The organism is Azorhizobium doebereinerae UFLA1-100, from assembly GCF_000473085.1.
GTDB classification, from domain to species: domain Bacteria; phylum Pseudomonadota; class Alphaproteobacteria; order Rhizobiales; family Xanthobacteraceae; genus Azorhizobium; species Azorhizobium doebereinerae.
Genome location: NZ_AXBA01000033.1, coordinates 1 through 15,992, shown reverse-complemented (window position 1 = coordinate 15,992; position 15,992 = coordinate 1). Strand labels below are relative to the sequence as shown.

Genomic DNA, 15,992 nt, shown 5'->3' with positions numbered 1-15,992 from the left:
CAGCCTGAGCGGAACCATGGCGGCCGCTGCGGCGTTTCCCTCCGAATGGCTTGTGTGAGAATGGTCGGATGGCCAGTGCTGCTTACCGTCCGGAACCGTCGGACGCTCCTCGGACGGTCCTGGTTGCGGAAGACGATGCGTTTCTGCGTCTGATGATCGCCGATGCCCTGCGTGACGAGGGGCTGTGCGTCATCGAGGCGGCGAGCGCCGATGAGGCGTTCACCGTTCTGTCCGCCGGCATGGACGTGCACGCGGTGCTCACCGACGTGCGCATGCCGGGCAGCATGGACGGGGTGGAACTGACCCGCCGCGTCGGCGTGCATTGGCCGGGCCTGCCGGTCTTCGTCACCTCCGGCGACCTCGACCCCGCGGTCGCGCGGGAAATGCCCGTTTTCATCGCCAAGCCATACGATCTGAACGCCGTCGTGGTGCTGATCCTCGACCGGCTGAACAAGGAGGTGCCTTGATGCAGGAGCCCGCGCGCGACGAGTTGCCCGGCGTGATGGTGGTGGATGCGGATGTCCTGGTGCGGCACGTGCTGGCCGAATATCTGCGCACCTGCGGCTACCGGGTGATCGAGGCGGCGAGTTCCGACGAGGCGCAGAACTTCCTGGAGCATGGCGAGGTGGATGTGGACGTGGTGCTGGTCGACGCCCAGGCGCCCGGCCGCGTCGGCGGCTTCGGTTTCGCGCGCTGGGTGCGGGAGAAGCGCCCCGGCATCGATGTGGTGCTGGCCGGCGCTCCCGAACACGCGGCCGAGCAGGCGGCGGACCTGTGCGAGGAAGGGCCGCACCTTGCCCGTCCCTATGATCCGCAAAGCGTTGTCGATCGCATCAAGCGCCTGCGCGCCGCCCGGACGAGGGTGGACGAGCTCTGAGCGCAACGCCCGGTCAGCGGAAGGTGTAGCGCAGGCCGATGCGCGCCTGATGGGTCACCATGTCGTCCAGCGAGAAGGGCTGGCCGGTCGGCCCGCTGAAGCTGGGCGAGCCCATGGCGGCGTAGCGATAGCCGACATCCAGGGTCAGATGCTCGGTCAGCGTCCAGCCGATCCCGGCGGAGACGTTCCAGGCAAGGCCCACGTCCGTCTCGCCCCATCGCGAGGGCCCGAAATAGGGGCTGAACTTGAAATGGGCCATGCCGAAGCCGACGCCGGCGCCCACGTAGGGCGTCAGGTTGCCGAACGTGAACATGTCCCAGTACAGGTTGGCCATCATGGAGCCGGTGCTGAGATCCGCCGTGCCGGCGGGCCGGGTGGCGCTGATGGCCCCGGCATAATCCACCGTCAGGTCACCGCGCAGCCACGGCAGGAAGCGGTAGCCGACCCCGGCGCCGGCCAGCCGCGCCCGCTTGTCCTCCGTATTCCCGCGCACGATGCCGCTCGGCGTCGCGCGCACGCCCGAGGCGCCGAACGTCGTGCGCAGGTACCAGCCGGTGGCGCCATCCTCCGGCTCGTCCACGTCGGGAGCGTTGAGATTGAAGTCGCCGGCGCGGCCGAGCGCCGGCAGGTCGGGATCAGCCGCCCGGGCGCCGCCGCCAAGGGCCAGAAAAATGACAAGGGCGCACGCAAAACGCATCACTGAGGTCCGCAATCCCGTCGCGCGGCGCAACGCCGCAAACGAAGGCACAGTGCCACAGATCGCTTAACCGCGGATTAACCCTACCGGAGCGTGAACAGACCAGGCGGCGCGCTCAGGCGGCGACGCGGCGCAGGGCCTCGATCACGTCGTCCACCGCGCCTTCCACCAGGTCGAAATCGTCGCCTTCGCCCATCACCCGGATCACCGGCTCGGTGCCGGAGGGGCGGATCAGCAGGCGCCCGTGATTGGCGAGGCGCCGCTCGGCGTCGGCGATGGCCACCTGCACGGCGGCGTTCTCCAGCGGCTTGCCGGAGCTGTAGCGCACGTTCTTCAGCACCTGGGGCAGGGGATCGAAGCGGTGGCAGACCTCGGAGACCGGCTTCTCGCTGCGCGCCACCACCGCCAGCACTTGGAGCGCGGCCAGCAGGCCGTCGCCGGTGGTGGAATAATCCGACAGGATGATGTGGCCGGACTGCTCGCCGCCCACATTGAAGCCGTCCGCGCGCATGCGCTCCAGCACATAGCGATCGCCCACCGAGGTGCGCGCCAGGGTGAGGCCCTCGCTCTGGAGATAGCGCTCCAGGCCCAGGTTCGACATCACCGTGGCGACGATGCCGTCACGGGACAGGCGGCCGTCTTCCTTGAAGCTCTGGGCCACCACGGCCATGATCTGGTCGCCGTCCACCACGTGGCCCTTCTCGTCCACGATGATGACGCGGTCGGCGTCGCCGTCGAGCGCGATGCCGATGTCGGCGCGCACTTCCCGCACCTTGGCGGAGAGCGCGGCCGGCGAGGTGGAGCCCACATCGCGATTGATGTTGAGGCCGTCCGGCTCGACGCCGATGGCCACCACGTCCGCGCCCAACTCCCACAGCGCCTCGGGGGCGACGCGGTAGGCGGCGCCGTTGGCGCAGTCCACCACCACCCGCAGGCCCTCGAACGACTGGTCGCGGGGCAGGGTGCGCTTGGCATATTCGATATAGCGGGCCTGCACCCCCTCCAGCCGCTTGGCCCGGCCGATCTCGGCCGGGGGCGCCAGCTTCTTGGCCATGTCGTGGTCGATCAGCTCCTCGATCTCGTGCTCGATCTGGTCGGAGAGCTTGAAGCCGTCGGGGCCGAACAGCTTGATGCCGTTGTCGTCGAACGGATTGTGCGAGGCGGAGATCATCACGCCGAGGTCGGCGCGCATGGAGCGGGTGAGCATGCCCACCGCCGGCGTCGGCACCGGGCCGAGCAGCAGCACGTCCATGCCCACCGAGGTGAAGCCGGCGACCAGGGCATTCTCGATCATGTAGCCGGACAGGCGGGTGTCCTTGCCGATCACCACCCGGTGGCGGTGCTCGCCGCGGTGGAAGGCGTAGCCCGCGGCCATGCCGACGCGCAAGGCGAGGTCCGCGGTCAAGGTTGCATTTGCCCGACCCCGCACCCCGTCCGTCCCGAAATACTTGCGCGCCATGCGTCGAAACCCTTTGCCTTCAAGCTTCTGTTTCCTGCCTTTAGCACCGTGCGCGGGCCGGGGCAGTCACGTTTTGTGAGCGAGCTTAACCGAGTACGGCAGATCCGGCATCTCCGTCGGATTGCGCAAGCGGCGTTGCCGTTTGCCTGACACGGCGCGGAATGCTAACCGATGCCCTGATTTGCTGGAGTTGTTCGCCCGTGCCGTCTCCCACCCTCGACGTCCTCACCATCGGAAATGCCATTGTCGACGTCATCGCGCGCGCGGACGAGGATTTCCTCTCCGCCCAGGGCATGCCGAAGGGGTCGATGACCCTGATCGACGAGAACCGGGCGGAGACGCTCTACGGCGCCATGGGGCCGGGCACGGAGATTTCCGGCGGCTCGGCGGCCAACACGGCGGCTGGCGCCGCCGCCCTCGGCGCCCGCGCCGGCTTCATCGGCAAGGTGCGCGAGGATGGCCTCGGCAAGGCCTTCGCCCACGACATCCGCGCCGCCGGCGTCGCCTACGGCACGCCGGCCGCCGCCGACGGCCCCACCACCGCCCGCTGCCTGATCCTGGTGACGCCGGACGGCGAGCGCACCATGAATACCTATCTCGGCGCGGCGCAGAACCTCACCGTGGCGGATATCGACGCCGCGCAGGTGAAAAGCGCGGCCGTGACCTATCTGGAAGGCTATCTGTGGGACCCGCTGGCGGCCAAGGAGGCGTTCCTCGCCGCCGCCCGCATCGCCCATGAGGCCGGCCGCGAGGTGGCGCTGACCCTGTCGGACGCCTTCTGCGTCGATCGCTACCGCAGCGAATTCCTCGATCTCATGCGCACCGGCGTGGTGGATCTCGTGTTCTGCAACGAGGGCGAGCTGAAGTCGCTCTATGAGACCGCGGACGTGGATTCCGGCCTCATCCAGCTGCGCCGCGACGTCGGTTCCGCCGTGGTGACCCGCAGCGAGCGCGGCGCGCTGTTCGTCACCAAGGACGCGGTGGTCACCGCCCCCGCCCATCCGGTGGAGCGCGTGGTGGACACCACGGGCGCGGGCGACCTGTTCGCCGCCGGCTTCCTTGCCGGCCGCACCCGTGGCCTCGACCCGGCGACGTCGCTGCGCCTCGGCGCGCTGGCGGCCTCCGAGGTCATCTCCCACATGGGCGCCCGGCCGGAGCGCAACCTGCTCGACCTCGCCCGCGAGAGCGGCCTGCTCGCGTGAGCCTCGTACCGGCGCCCGAGGACGGCGCCGTCCGCGCGCTCAGGCACATCGATGCCGGGGCGCGGGCGCTGCTGGTGCTCGGCGGCGCCGGTACCGGCAAGACCACCTTCCTGCACGAGTTGCGCAAGACCCCGCGCGGGCGCCAGGTGTTCCTGGCCCCCACCGGGGTGGCGGCATTGCAGCTCGGCGGACAGACGCTGCATTCCTTCTTCGGCATTCCCCCGCGCATCCTCCACCCGGAGGACGTGAAGCCGCGCGCGCAGGTGCGCCGGCTCCTGAAGAAGCTCGACCGGCTGGTGATCGACGAGATCTCCATGGTCCGCGCCGACCTGCTCGACACCGTGGACCGGACGCTGCGCATCGCGCGGGACAGCAATGTCCCGTTCGGCGGCGTCCAGGTGGTGCTGGTGGGCGACTTTCTCCAGCTTCCGCCGGTCGTGCCCATGGCCGAGCAAGAGGTGCTGGAGCACATGAGCTATGAGGGGCCGTTCGCCTTTCACGCCAAGGTGCTAGCGGACCACCCGGTGGAGCGCGTGCCGTTCACCGTGGTCCATCGCCAGTCCGACCGCGATTTCATCGGCCATCTGGCCGCCATCCGGCGGGGCGAGCGCCTCCCGGAGGCCATCGGCGCCCTGAATGAGGCCTGCGTGCGGCCGCACCGCTCCGGCGTGCTGCCGGTGCTGCTCACCCCCACCAATGCCCGCGCGGACGCCTATAACCAGCGCGGCCTCGCGGCGCTGGCCGGCGGGGAGCGGGTGTTCGAGGGCGCGCTCAAGGGCGAGTTCGGCCTGGACGGCGACCGCCTGCCGGTGCCCGAGCGCCTGGTGCTGAAGGTGGGCGCGCGGGTGATGGCGCTGCGCAACGATCCGGCGCGGCGCTGGGTCAACGGCTCGGTGGGCACGGTGACCGGCATCGGCGCCCACAGCGCCTTGGTGCGGCTGGACGCCGGCGGCACGGTGGAGATCGAGGCCTTCACCTGGGAGCGCATCCGCTATGCGTTCGAGGAGAAGACCGGGCGCATCGAGGCGCAGGTGGTGGGCACCTTCAGCCAGCTTCCCCTGGTGCCGGCCTGGGCCATGACCATGCACAAGGCACAGGGGCTGACCCTGGAGGATGTGCGCATCGATTTCGACAACGGCGCCTTCGCGGCGGGACAGGCCTATGTGGCGCTGTCCCGCGCCCGCTCGCTGGCGGGCCTGTCGCTGGTGCGGGCGATCCGGCCCTCCGACATCCGCATCGACCGCCGCGTGGCGGCTTTCGTGCGCGACTTCGAGGCGGGCGCGCTCGCAGGATAATCGACCCGCGGCGCGCGTCAGTAGGGGTGGCGGTCCGTCTTGGCCATCCAGGCGCGATAGGCCTTCAGTCCTTCCTCGCGCTCGAAATTGGGCGTCACCGCGATGCGGCGCTGATCCCACGGCTTCTGGAAGTCCTCATATTGGAAGGCGTCGTCGAAGCCGATCTTGCTGGTGTCCTCCAGGCTCGCGGCAAAATAGACGTGGTCGATGCGGGACCAATAGATGGCGCTCATGCACATGGGGCAGGGCGCGCCGTTGATGTAGATTTCGCACCCCTTCAGCATCTTCGCCCGCTCGGCCACCGGATCAGGGGAGCCCGGCTCGCGCGGGATCATCTCCAGGATGGTGCCGGCGGAATAGTCGCTGCCCATCAGCGCCTTGGGATTGAGGCGTGCGGAGGCGTCGATGATGGCGGTGACTTCCGCATGGAACACCGGGCAGCCCGTAAGCAGGACGCGGTTCTGACCCCGGCCGATGATCTGGCCGTCCTTGACGATGACGGCGCCGAACGGCCCGCCCCATCCCTTCTCGACGGACTCCGTGGCAAGGCGGGTGGCCTCAGCCATGAAAGCCTTCTTCTGGGGCGTCGCCTCCACGGGCTTGGCTTCGCCGGCGGCTTCAGCGCGCGAGGCCAAGAAAAGCGTTCCGGCAACGGCGGCGCTCGCCTGGGCAATAAAGCTCCTGCGATCCGTGGCTGTCGGATCGTCGCAAACGAATTTCCGCATGTGATTTCGCCCCACTAAAACAGCGTAGGAAACGTATTTCCCCGTTTCAGTGGCTGCAATCGAAATAAAACTGCCGGAAGGGAAATGCCGATTATTTTCGGCTTATCATTAATCCCGCTGTTGCGCTGCGGGTGCCGGCTGCCCCTCATCCGGGGAGGCCACCTTCCCCGGCTCGAAACTCTCCAGCGTTGCGTCATAGCGCGGGTGCAGCGTGCCCATCAGCCGGTCCCACCAGGAGAAAGTGTGCCCGTAATTATACTTGAAATGGCCGTGGTGCTGGTCGTGGAACACGGTGGAGGCGAATGGGAAGGGCGCCCGCCCCGCGGGGGAGGCGAAATGCTCGAAGCCGGCATGGCCGAGCATGCCGCTGGCCTGATCGTAGAGCTTCTGGAGCACCAGCATCTGCCACGGGATCGGCAGGATGAAGGGCAGGATGAGGTAGAAGCTCTGGTTGAGGAAGCCTTCCATCAGCGTCTCGTGATGGTTGGTCCACACCGTGGGGGCGACGCTTTTATGGTGGAGCGCATGGAAGCGGTAGAACGGCTTCCAGTGCAGCAGGCGGTGGATCCAGTAGAACCACGCGTCGTAGAGCACCACCGAGACGGCGAGCATCAAGGGGCCGGACCACCAGGTGAGCGGCAAAGGCGAGATGGTCCAGCCTTGGGCCTGGGCGAACAGGCCGCCGGCAAAGCAGAAGGCGATAATGGCGATGGAGCCGGGCGCGTGGGCCAGTTCCTGCCATTTGCGTTTGTTGATGCGGTTCTTCTGGATGCGCCGCTCGGGATGGCGGGCATTCATCACCTCGAAGAACACGCCCACCACCAGCAGCACGACGAGGATGCCGGCCACCACGCAGCCGTAGAGGGCGAGGAAGTCCAGCAGCAGGCCGGTCCAGCCCGCCGCGGGGTCGGTGGGTGCCAAGATGCTCATGCGCGGGTCCCCTGGAGCCGTCCGCCATTCCCCGGCGCCACCGGCGTTGGCAGAGCGTCTCCCTTGATGTTCGCGGGCCGGACCAGATCAGCGCGGTGCAGGCGGATCGGGGCCGGCGCCTCAGGCTCCTCGCAGCCCTAACAGAGGCTGTCCTGGGCGGCAATGCGCCCCCGCGTCAGGGGGACCGGCTACTTTTTCTCCTGGCAGGTCATCACCGGCGGGGCGCCCTCGCCCTGGCGCAGGTCATAGAGGGCGGCGTCCGGCCCCTTGGTCCACCACACATAGGCCCCCGCCGCATAGCGCGCGCCGGATGCCGCCAGCACGTTGGCGAAGATGAGGGGTTTGCCGTCCACCGGCACGATGGCGAGGGCGCTGTCGCCGGCGGTGATGTAGGCGACGGTGAGCTGTGCGCCGGCTGGGCAAGTGTAGGACGCCTTCACCTGCTGCACCGGCGTGCCGTCCGGCAAGGCCAGGGTGAGGTCGGAGGCGGCCGCCGCGGTCGCGCTCAGGATCAGCAGGGCGGCGAGGGGGGTACGCATCGGAACGTCCTCCGAGACTGGCGGGGCGGGCAAGGTCCCTGCCCATGAGGCCAAGATAGCGGCATCAGGCAGAGCTGGCTTCACAGTTCCTACCAATTTGAGGTATGATTTTCCGCATTCGTGGCCAATGAGATTGCGCACCATGTCGGTAGCCTATCAATCCCTTGAGAGCGCGACATTTCTGGACCTGAACAGCTACGGGCTGGCGGATGCCTCGCTGTTCACGCAATTGGCGGCGACCCCCAGCACGGACCGGGCTGCCGTCGCCGCCATCCTCGCGACGGCCTTCTATGGCGGGGCGGGGCCGGTGAGCCTGACCGCGACGGACGCCGGCCCCTCGGCGCATATCACGGTCGCCCTGACCGTGGACCGTGCCTCCGACCCCACCAGCCTGCTCGCCAGCGACTGGGCGACGCGCCAGTCCCAGCTCGCCGACACATCGGCGGTCTGGGCCACCTATGGCTCCGATCCGGCCACTTATGCGGGCGTGACCGCGAGTGTTCAGCAGCTCACCAGCGCCGCCGTGCTGGGCGCCACGGAGGACGGCACCGGCTATATCTCCACCGCCGCGTCCCGCACCATCTGGCTGAGCCTGGACGCGACCCAGTTCGCCGCCCTGTTCAACACCTCGCTGCTACAGATCTCGTCGGGCGGGTCGGAGCTGATGTACGCCTGGGCGGGGAACCTGAGCCTGCCAAGCAGCATCGCCGGCGAGGTCTCGGGAATCTGGATCGACCAGTCGGCCTATCCGACGGATCCGGTCGCCCAATATAGCGGGGCCGTGACGCTGATCGCCGGGGCGCAGGGCGCGGGAAACGGCAACAGCGGCGGCACCACCGCCACCAATGGCGTGCTGCCCTCCGCCATTGCCGCCGCCTACAACTTTCCCCTGGCGGGATCGAGCGTCCCGACGGCGACCATCGGCCTCGTGGAGGCGGGGGTCAGCGCCACCCTGGAGCAATATCTCGACGCCTACCGCGTCGCGCAGGGCCTCGCGCCCTATCAGAGCGGCCAGTTCACCGTGCTGGCGGGATCGGCCCAGACCTCCAACGCCGATCCGAGCGAGACCACCCTCGATGTCTCCATCCTGGCGAGCGCGGCGCCCAACAGCGCCCAGGCGCTCTATATCTACAACGGGCATACGACGTTCAGCGCCTATCAGGCCGCCATCTTCAGCAACGTCAACAACACCGCGGTGCTGAGCTCGTCCTTCACCGACTATATGAGCCCGAGCCCGAACTCGCCGTTCGCCAGTGCCTATAACGACCTGTTCGTGGATGCGGCGCTCGGCAACCTCACCGTCACCCTGTCCTCCGGCGATGGCGGCTCGCAGAGCGAATATGCCACCGGCTCCCCGCTCACCCGCTTCAGCCATTCCGTGCCCACCGCCATCATCGTCGGCGGGACGTCGCTGTCGAGCCTCCAGACCGCCCAGGGCGATGTCACGCTGACGGACAGCACGCAGCTCTACCAGAACGCCATGGCGAACGATCCGGCGACGCTGTTCCAGCTCACCGCGTCCGGGCTCACGGCACTGCCGCAGAACCTCAGTACGGACACCTTCTCTATCTTCGTCGAGAGCGTGTGGAACACCTATGTGGTCGGGACCAGTTCGTCCGGCGCGATCAACATGAACCCCTCCTACCTCGCCAACAAGGCGGGCACCGGCGGGCTCAGCTCCAGCGGCGTGGTGCCGGACTATCAGAGCGCGTTCGACATCTCGCTCGACAGCCTGGGCACGGACCTCACCAGCCGCGGGGTGCCGGACGTCTCCATCCTCGCCGGCGGGAACACCAAATACGAGGTGCTCAACTCGGCCTATGCCGGGGCGGGGTCGGGCACGCCGCTGACGGTCGGCTCGGGCGGCACCAGCGCAGCCTCGCCGCTGTGGGCGGTGCTGACCGCGCAGATCGACACCATCTTCGCCGACCAGGGCCTGCCGAACCTCGGCTATTACAACGATCTGCTCTATATCGCCGCCGCCATCGCGCCGGGCGCGTTCAACGACGTGACCATCGGCAACAATACCTCGACCTTTTATTATTACGCCGCCGGCAGCGGCGCCAACGGGACCAACGCCAGCTACGTGGTGATGGCGGACGGCAGCCCGATCGTGCCCACCGGCCAGGGCTACAGCGCGGTCGCGGGCTACGACCTGGCCACCGGCCTTGGTTCGCCCAACGGCCTGCTGCTGGCGCGCGCGCTGACGGCGATCGCCCATACCCAGATGGACCAGGCCCGGCCGGATGTGGTGAATGCCCGCGACGAGGTGACGGCGCTGAGCGGCGCCAGCCAGTCCCTGCTGGTCCAGGCCACTGGCGCGCTGGGCGCCTATGCGCTGGATGTCGGCGGGCATGTCCATGCCGGCACCGGGGATGCCGCGGCCCTGGCCTGGACCAGCCGCCTCGCGGAGCAGGCGTTGCAGAGCGATTTCGACCCCGCCCTGGTGCGGCTCCTGGACGGCGCGAGTCAGGCGACGCCGGGCACCGTCCATGTGGCGGAGGGCGAGGCCATCACCAGTTCCGTGGCCGGGATCTCGCTCGGCCTCTATCAGGAGGCGCTGACCACGAGCTATGGCTTCGTGTCGTTCGGCGGGCAGAGCGAGGGGGTGACGCTGGCCCGGCCCGTGGCCGTCGCCGAGATGGCCGACGCGGCGGACGACGCCGCCATCGTGCGCCTGCGCCAGAACGGCGCCGACAGTACCAGCGTGATGTTCTACAAGGTGGATGATCTCTCAGGCACCATCTCCGGCGTCGCCCCCGGCGATCCGCTCTATGCCCAACTCGCCGCGCTGCGCGCCTATCAGGCCGATGGCGGCGGGACGCAGATCGAAAGTCCCGGCTACGGCAATTATGCGGAGGCTCATCTCACCGGCGTGCACCAGGGCGACATCATCGCCATGGCGCTCACCAACGGCGGCCACACCTATTGGGCGTTCGCTCAGGCGAACGAGCAGGTGGACGCCAACCCGGTGACGCATTTGTGGAGCTATGGCCTCAACACCTTCGGCTGGGAGGATGTCTATGGCGGCGGGGACCGCGACTATAACGACCTCCTCGTCCAACTCGATTTCACCAGCCTGTCCGGCCACGGCCTCATCGCCTGACGGCCCGTGCCGGCCGGGCCGGCGCGCACGAAAAAGGCCCCCGCGAGGGGGGCCTTTCTGCGCGGTATCGGCTCAGCGCTTCCAGCGGCCCTCATACTTGAATTCGGGCGCCGCCTTCAGCTGGTCCTTGGTGGCGTTCATCACCGCGGTCCACTTCTTGTCGGTCTCGTTATAGGCCACCTTCACCGCGGCCGGGCGGACGATCACATAATGCTCGCCCATGCCGAGGAAGCCGCCGACCGAGAGGATGTAGCCGGAGAGCTGGCCCTGGGAGAGGATCAGGTCCTTGATCTCGCCCACGCTCTCATTCTGGCCGTTCACCACCTTGAGGCCGATGAGATTGTAGCTCAGCACGTCGGTGGGCGCGGCCTTCACGAAGGTCTCGGTCGCGACGGTGCTCTGCGCCAGGGCCGGGACCACGGGCGCCACCAGCGCGGCAGTGGCGGCGAGGGCGATAAGGGTGCGTCGCATGTATTGGTACTCCTGAAGTGAAACGAATGCTCCAATAATGCGCGCGCTGGCGAAAAGTTCCGCATATTGACGTGAGAAAGCGGGTGGTTCGGCGGGTGTATAGTTGATAGGCGGCGTCGGGCCGAGCTGTGTCTTGGCGTTTGTTGCGGCGCTTCGGATTTTGTTTCCCATTTTCGTTGCGGGCGGAAAGTAAAATCTTGAATGCTGGTCAACGGGAGCGCCGCCGCATTCATCTCGCCGCCGCGGCGATAGCAATCATTGCCGGGGCGACCTGCGTCCCGTGAACCGGCGGCATCGCCGCCGTGGTGTCCATTAGCTCCACTCGGCCTGTTGGTTTCGCCGGCGTCATGAGAACGGCCCGCGGATGCACGCCAGCGCCTGGGTCGCGGGATCGGGCAGGCGGGGCGTGCTGCGGGCCCTCACATCTTGGTGGCGGCGGCCTTGTCGCGGTCCTTTATGCGGTCGGTGACGAGCTGGATCAGGTGGTCATCGCCGAAGGTCACGGACATCTGGGTGATCGAGTTGCTGAACTTCCGGGCCACCAGGGACGTGTCGCTGAAACGCCAGGCGGCTGCAACATTCTGGTAGGCGCTGCCGATATTGGTCCTGACCGTGCTGGTGCTGAGGATCAGCTTGTCGTAGCGCAGGCTCAGCAGCCGGACGGTGCGGTCGAACTCGGCTGACGGCAGGCGCAGCTCGATGCGGTAGAGTTTTTCGTGGCCCTGCTCCTCCACCAACAGGAAGACCGGCGGCGGGGCACCGAGATCGCCAAACTCCGGTCCCCAGACCTTATAATCTGCCTCGTCTTCGCCGCGGCGAAAATAGCCGCAGAAGCTCACGCCCGCCGATACGAGCTGCATCGAAAGGCTCGGCAGGCGCAGCGCCGCGGGCACGTCCCCGTCGCCGGAGCAGAACATCCGCACACCCCGTGCCTTCTCGCCATCGGGGATTGGAAGTTTGCGCAGTTCACTCTTGGAGATGCCCAGGGGGATGCCCCGATAGGTGATCGCCTCTCCAGCCTGTGCTGAAGTCGCCAGGAGCAGCGCTCCCGCCAAAAACCCGTATTTCATCGCCCCGACGCCCCACTTTGATCCCGCCACAATTTTAGGGCCCGGCAAAACAGGGGGAAGGGTGGTGTCAGGTCACCATTACGTGACGTGCCCCAGCGGAAAAGCCCTTGCTCGGAGGGGTGGCGGCGCATTCGCCTGCTGTCGACTGCGAAGGGGCGACACGGGCCTCACCCTTGCTTTTGAGTAGGGAGGGGCATAGACCCGACCACGGGACACCTCTCCCCAACGAGAGGCGCCCATCTGCGAGGATGGATACATGACGACGAATGATGCCCCGGCCCAGAAGCCGGCGAATCCCAATTTTTCTTCCGGCCCCTGCGCCAAGCGTCCCGGCTGGACGCTGGATGTGCTCCGCGATGCGCCGCTCGGCCGCTCGCACCGTGCCAAGGTCGGCAAGGCCAAGCTGAAGCTGGCCATCGACCTCACCCGTGAAATCCTGGAAGTGCCGGACGACTACCGCATCGGCATCGTCCCGGCGTCCGATACCGGCGCCGTCGAGATGGCGCTGTGGTCGCTGCTCGGCGCCCGCGGCGTCGACATGCTCGTCTGGGAAAGCTTCGGCGAGGGCTGGGTGACCGACGTCGCCAAGCAGCTCAAGCTCGACAACGCCCGCATCCTGAAGGCCGGCTACGGTGAGCTGCCCGACCTGAAGAGCGTCGATTTCAACAATGACGTGGTCTTCACCTGGAACGGCACCACCTCCGGCGTGATGGTTCCTGACGCCGACTGGATTCCGGCGGATCGCGCCGGCCTCACCATCTGCGACGCCACCTCGGCCGCCTTCGCGCAGCCGCTCGATTTCGCCAAGCTCGATGTGGTGACCTTCTCCTGGCAGAAGGTGCTGGGCGGCGAGGCGGCGCACGGCATGCTCATCCTTTCGCCGCGCGCGGTGGAGCGGCTGGAGACCTACAAGCCGGCTTGGCCGCTGCCGAAGATCTTCCGCCTCACCAAGGGTGGCAAGCTGATCGAGGGCATCTTCGAGGGCGAGACCATCAACACCCCCTCCATGCTCTGCGTGGAGGACTATATCGACGCGCTGCATTGGGCGAAGTCGGTGGGCGCGCTGCCGGGCCTCAAGGAGCGGGCGAACCGCAATTTCGAAGTCATCGCGCAGTGGGTGCACCGCACCGCGTGGGTGGACTTCCTGGCGGTGGATCCGGTCACGCGCTCCAACACCTCGGTATGCCTGAAGGTGGTGGATCCGGCCGTGACGTCGCTGCCGGCGGAAGCCCAGGCCGCCTTCGCCAAGGCCATCACCTCGGGGCTTGAGAAGGGCGACATCGCCTACGACATCGGCGCCTATCGCGACGCCCCTCCCGGCCTGCGCATCTGGTGCGGCGCCACCGTCCAGGCCACCGACGTGGAAGCCCTGACCCACTGGCTGGACTGGGCCTTCAATGTCGCCAAGGCCTCGCTGCCCCAGGCGGCGTGAGCCAAGCCTAGGCGTCTGCGGACTTGCGCCCTCTCCCGTGCGCGGGGGAGGGCCGGCACGGGGTGGAGCGTGCTCTACCCTTTGGCTTTGCCGCAGCCGTCGCGCGCCAATCCATATCCTGAGCCCTCCCCCGCAGCGGGAGAGGGATTTGACCGCCGGACCGCCCGCATGCGCGGCGCCGCGTCCGGACACGGCAACCCCTATTCCGGAGCCCGCACCATGGCCCCCCGCGTTCTCATTTCCGACAAGCTGTCCGATGCCGCCGTGCAGATCTTCAAGGATCGCGGCGTGGAGGTGGACTTCCGCCCCGACCTCGGCAAGGACAAGGACAAGCTGGCCGAAGTCATCGGCCAGTATGACGGCCTCGCCATCCGCTCGGCCACCAAGGTGTCGCCGAAGATCCTGGAGAAGGCGACCCGCCTCAAGGTGATCGGCCGCGCCGGCATCGGCGTCGACAACGTGGACATCCCGGCCGCCACCGCCAAGGGCGTGATCGTGATGAACACGCCGTTCGGCAATTCCATCACCACCGCCGAGCACGCCATCGCCATGATGTTCGCGCTGGCCCGTGAGATCCCCGCGGCCGATGCCTCCACCCAGGCCGGCAAGTGGGAGAAGAACCGCTTCATGGGCGTCGAGCTCACGGCCAAGACGCTGGGCGTCATCGGCTGCGGCAACATCGGCTCCATCGTCGCCGAGCGCGGCATCGGCTTGAAGATGAAGGTCATCGCGTTCGATCCCTTCCTCTCCGCCGAGCGCGCCAAGGACCTCGGCGTTGAGAAGGTGGAACTGGACGAATTGCTCGCCCGGGCCGACGTCATCACCCTGCATACCCCGCTCACCGAGAAGACCCGGAACATCCTCTCGGCCGAAAATCTCGCCAAGGCGAAAAAGGGCGTGCGCATCATCAATTGCGCCCGCGGCGGCCTGGTGGACGAGGTGGCGCTGCGCGCCGCCCTCGACAGCGGTCACGTGGCGGGCGCCGCCTTCGACGTGTTCACGGTGGAGCCGGCGGAGACCAATCCGCTGTTCGGCCATCCCAACGTGGTGTGCACCCCGCATCTGGGCGCCGCCACCACGGAGGCGCAGGAGAATGTCGCCCTCCAGGTGGCCGAGCAGATGAGCGACTACCTGCTCTCCGGCGCCATCTCGAACGCCGTGAACTTCCCCTCCATCACGGCGGAGGAGGCCCCGAAGCTGAAGCCCTTCATCGAGCTGGCCGAGAAGCTCGGCTCGTTCGCCGGCCAGCTGTCCGACACAGACATCAAGACCGTGCGCATCACCTATGAGGGCGCCGTGGCGCAGCTCAAGATCAAGGCGCTGACCAGCGCGGCGGTGGCGGGCCTGCTGCGCCCGGCGCTGGCGGACGTCAATGTGGTTTCGGCGCCCAGCGTCGCCAAGGAGCGCGGCATCGTGGTGGAGGAAACCACCCGCGCGGCCGAGGGCGACTACGACAGCCTCGTCACCCTGACCGTGGTGACGGACACATATGAGCGCTCGGTCTCCGGCACGGTGTTCGCCGACGGCCATCCTCGCATCGTCGACATCAAGGGCATCAAGGTGGACGCGGAGTTCGCGCCCAACATGCTCTATGTGACGAACGAGGATAAGCCGGGCTTCGTCGGCAAGTTCGCAAGCCTGCTGGGCGATGCGGGCGTGAATATCGCCACCTTCGCGCTCGGCCGCGACCGCCAGGGGGGTGACGCCATCGCTTTGGTGGAGGTGGACGGCGCGGTGCCGGCGGAGGTGCTCGCCAAGGTCACCGCCCTGCCGCATGTGAAGCAGGCGAAGCCGCTCACCTTCTGAGCCGTCCCGCTGCGGGATCGAAAGGCCGCCCCATCGGGCGGCCTTTTTTCTGGGCGGGGCTCAGAGCACGTTCCCTTCAAATGGCATCGCCATTTGAAGGGTAAAACATTCTCTATCATCGAGTTAGAGGGCGATTCACCGATCAGATTGAGTCAATCTGATCGGATCGCGCTCTAGGTGGTGTGGACAGTTACCTGATCCACAGGACGATGGCAGCGATTGTGACGATGGCGAGGTAGTTTCGCGCGGTCTTCTCGAAGCGGGTCGCGACACGCCTGAACTGCTTGAGCTTGGAGAAGCAGCATTCGATCAGGTGGCGCTGAGCGTAGAGGTGCCTGTCGAGGCTATGCTTCCTGGCGCGGGATGGATTGGACGGGATGACC

Annotated in this window: 16 protein-coding genes; 8 read left to right on the top strand and 8 right to left on the bottom strand. The window is 67.5% G+C overall.

The features are described 5' to 3' along the window. Positions 1-68: 68 nt before the first annotated feature. Both YU1_RS0120565 and YU1_RS0120560 read left to right on the top strand, forming a co-directional pair. Complete coding sequence (locus YU1_RS0120565) at positions 69-467, top strand: response regulator (protein ID WP_029005688.1); 399 nt, start codon at positions 69-71, stop codon at positions 465-467. Then, on the top strand, positions 467-877 hold the full coding sequence (locus tag YU1_RS0120560) for a response regulator (protein WP_029005687.1): 411 nt from the start codon (positions 467-469) through the stop codon (positions 875-877). The genes YU1_RS0120565 and YU1_RS0120560 overlap by 1 nt, the downstream gene beginning before the upstream one ends. A gap of 13 nt (positions 878-890) precedes the next feature. On the opposite strand, the gene YU1_RS0120555 is transcribed toward YU1_RS0120560, so the two are convergent. Beyond that, positions 891-1,574, bottom strand: coding sequence for an outer membrane protein (locus YU1_RS0120555; RefSeq protein ID WP_029005686.1), 684 nt, complete (start codon positions 1,572-1,574; stop codon positions 891-893). A 115-nt stretch (positions 1,575-1,689) separates the two neighbouring features. After that, positions 1,690-3,033 (bottom strand): phosphoglucosamine mutase, encoded by a 1,344-nt coding sequence (glmM, locus tag YU1_RS0120550; protein WP_029005685.1) that lies wholly within the window; start codon positions 3,031-3,033, stop codon positions 1,690-1,692. A 200-nt stretch (positions 3,034-3,233) separates the two neighbouring features. On the opposite strand from glmM, the gene YU1_RS0120545 reads away from it, so the two are divergent. Then, the gene (locus YU1_RS0120545) at positions 3,234-4,235 is read left to right on the top strand and encodes an adenosine kinase (protein ID WP_029005684.1); all 1,002 of its coding nucleotides are present in this window, start codon (positions 3,234-3,236) and stop codon (positions 4,233-4,235) included. Beyond that, positions 4,232-5,530: an ATP-dependent DNA helicase gene (locus YU1_RS30445; RefSeq protein ID WP_035716140.1), complete on the top strand. Its 1,299-nt coding sequence runs from the start codon at positions 4,232-4,234 to the stop codon at positions 5,528-5,530. Before YU1_RS0120545 ends, YU1_RS30445 begins: the two co-directional genes overlap by 4 nt. A 17-nt stretch (positions 5,531-5,547) precedes the next feature. On the opposite strand, the gene YU1_RS0120535 is transcribed toward YU1_RS30445, so the two are convergent. Continuing rightward, on the bottom strand, positions 5,548-6,096 hold the full coding sequence (locus tag YU1_RS0120535; RefSeq protein ID WP_029005683.1) for a nucleoside deaminase: 549 nt from the start codon (positions 6,094-6,096) through the stop codon (positions 5,548-5,550). On the opposite strand from YU1_RS0120535, the gene YU1_RS34510 reads away from it, so the two are divergent. Then, positions 6,095-6,259, top strand: coding sequence for a hypothetical protein (locus YU1_RS34510; RefSeq protein WP_156922317.1), 165 nt, complete (start codon positions 6,095-6,097; stop codon positions 6,257-6,259). The genes YU1_RS0120535 and YU1_RS34510 overlap by 2 nt on opposite strands. 104 nt (positions 6,260-6,363) lie before the next feature. On the opposite strand, the gene YU1_RS0120530 is transcribed toward YU1_RS34510, so the two are convergent. Both YU1_RS0120530 and YU1_RS0120525 read right to left on the bottom strand, forming a co-directional pair. After that, the gene (locus YU1_RS0120530) at positions 6,364-7,185 is read right to left on the bottom strand and encodes a sterol desaturase family protein (RefSeq protein ID WP_051357083.1); all 822 of its coding nucleotides are present in this window, start codon (positions 7,183-7,185) and stop codon (positions 6,364-6,366) included. A gap of 188 nt (positions 7,186-7,373) precedes the next feature. After that, complete coding sequence (locus YU1_RS0120525) at positions 7,374-7,724, bottom strand: MliC family protein (RefSeq protein ID WP_029005681.1); 351 nt, start codon at positions 7,722-7,724, stop codon at positions 7,374-7,376. Between the two features lie 142 nt (positions 7,725-7,866). Here YU1_RS0120525 and YU1_RS30440 point away from each other — a divergent pair, with 142 nt between their 5' ends. Further along, complete coding sequence (locus tag YU1_RS30440) at positions 7,867-10,830, top strand: DUF4114 domain-containing protein (RefSeq protein WP_035716137.1); 2,964 nt, start codon at positions 7,867-7,869, stop codon at positions 10,828-10,830. Between the two features lie 72 nt (positions 10,831-10,902). Here the strand turns inward: YU1_RS30440 and YU1_RS0120515 are convergent, their stop codons facing one another. Both YU1_RS0120515 and YU1_RS0120510 read right to left on the bottom strand, forming a co-directional pair. Beyond that, the gene (locus YU1_RS0120515; protein WP_029005680.1) at positions 10,903-11,301 is read right to left on the bottom strand and encodes a PRC-barrel domain-containing protein; all 399 of its coding nucleotides are present in this window, start codon (positions 11,299-11,301) and stop codon (positions 10,903-10,905) included. Between the two features lie 419 nt (positions 11,302-11,720). Next, positions 11,721-12,371, bottom strand: coding sequence for a hypothetical protein (locus YU1_RS0120510; protein ID WP_156922315.1), 651 nt, complete (start codon positions 12,369-12,371; stop codon positions 11,721-11,723). 256 nt (positions 12,372-12,627) lie between these two features. Between YU1_RS0120510 and YU1_RS0120505 the strand changes: the two genes are divergently transcribed. Both YU1_RS0120505 and serA read left to right on the top strand, forming a co-directional pair. Continuing rightward, a complete protein-coding gene (locus YU1_RS0120505) occupies positions 12,628-13,803 on the top strand; it encodes a phosphoserine transaminase (RefSeq protein ID WP_029005678.1) in 1,176 nt (391 codons plus the stop codon). A 219-nt stretch (positions 13,804-14,022) separates the two neighbouring features. Beyond that, positions 14,023-15,609: a phosphoglycerate dehydrogenase gene (serA, locus tag YU1_RS0120500; RefSeq protein WP_029005677.1), complete on the top strand. Its 1,587-nt coding sequence runs from the start codon at positions 14,023-14,025 to the stop codon at positions 15,607-15,609. A 190-nt stretch (positions 15,610-15,799) separates the two neighbouring features. Here serA and YU1_RS0120495 read toward each other — a convergent pair. Beyond that, positions 15,800-15,992 (bottom strand): IS5/IS1182 family transposase (locus tag YU1_RS0120495; protein WP_029005526.1); only part of this gene is annotated, 193 nt, incomplete at its 5' end.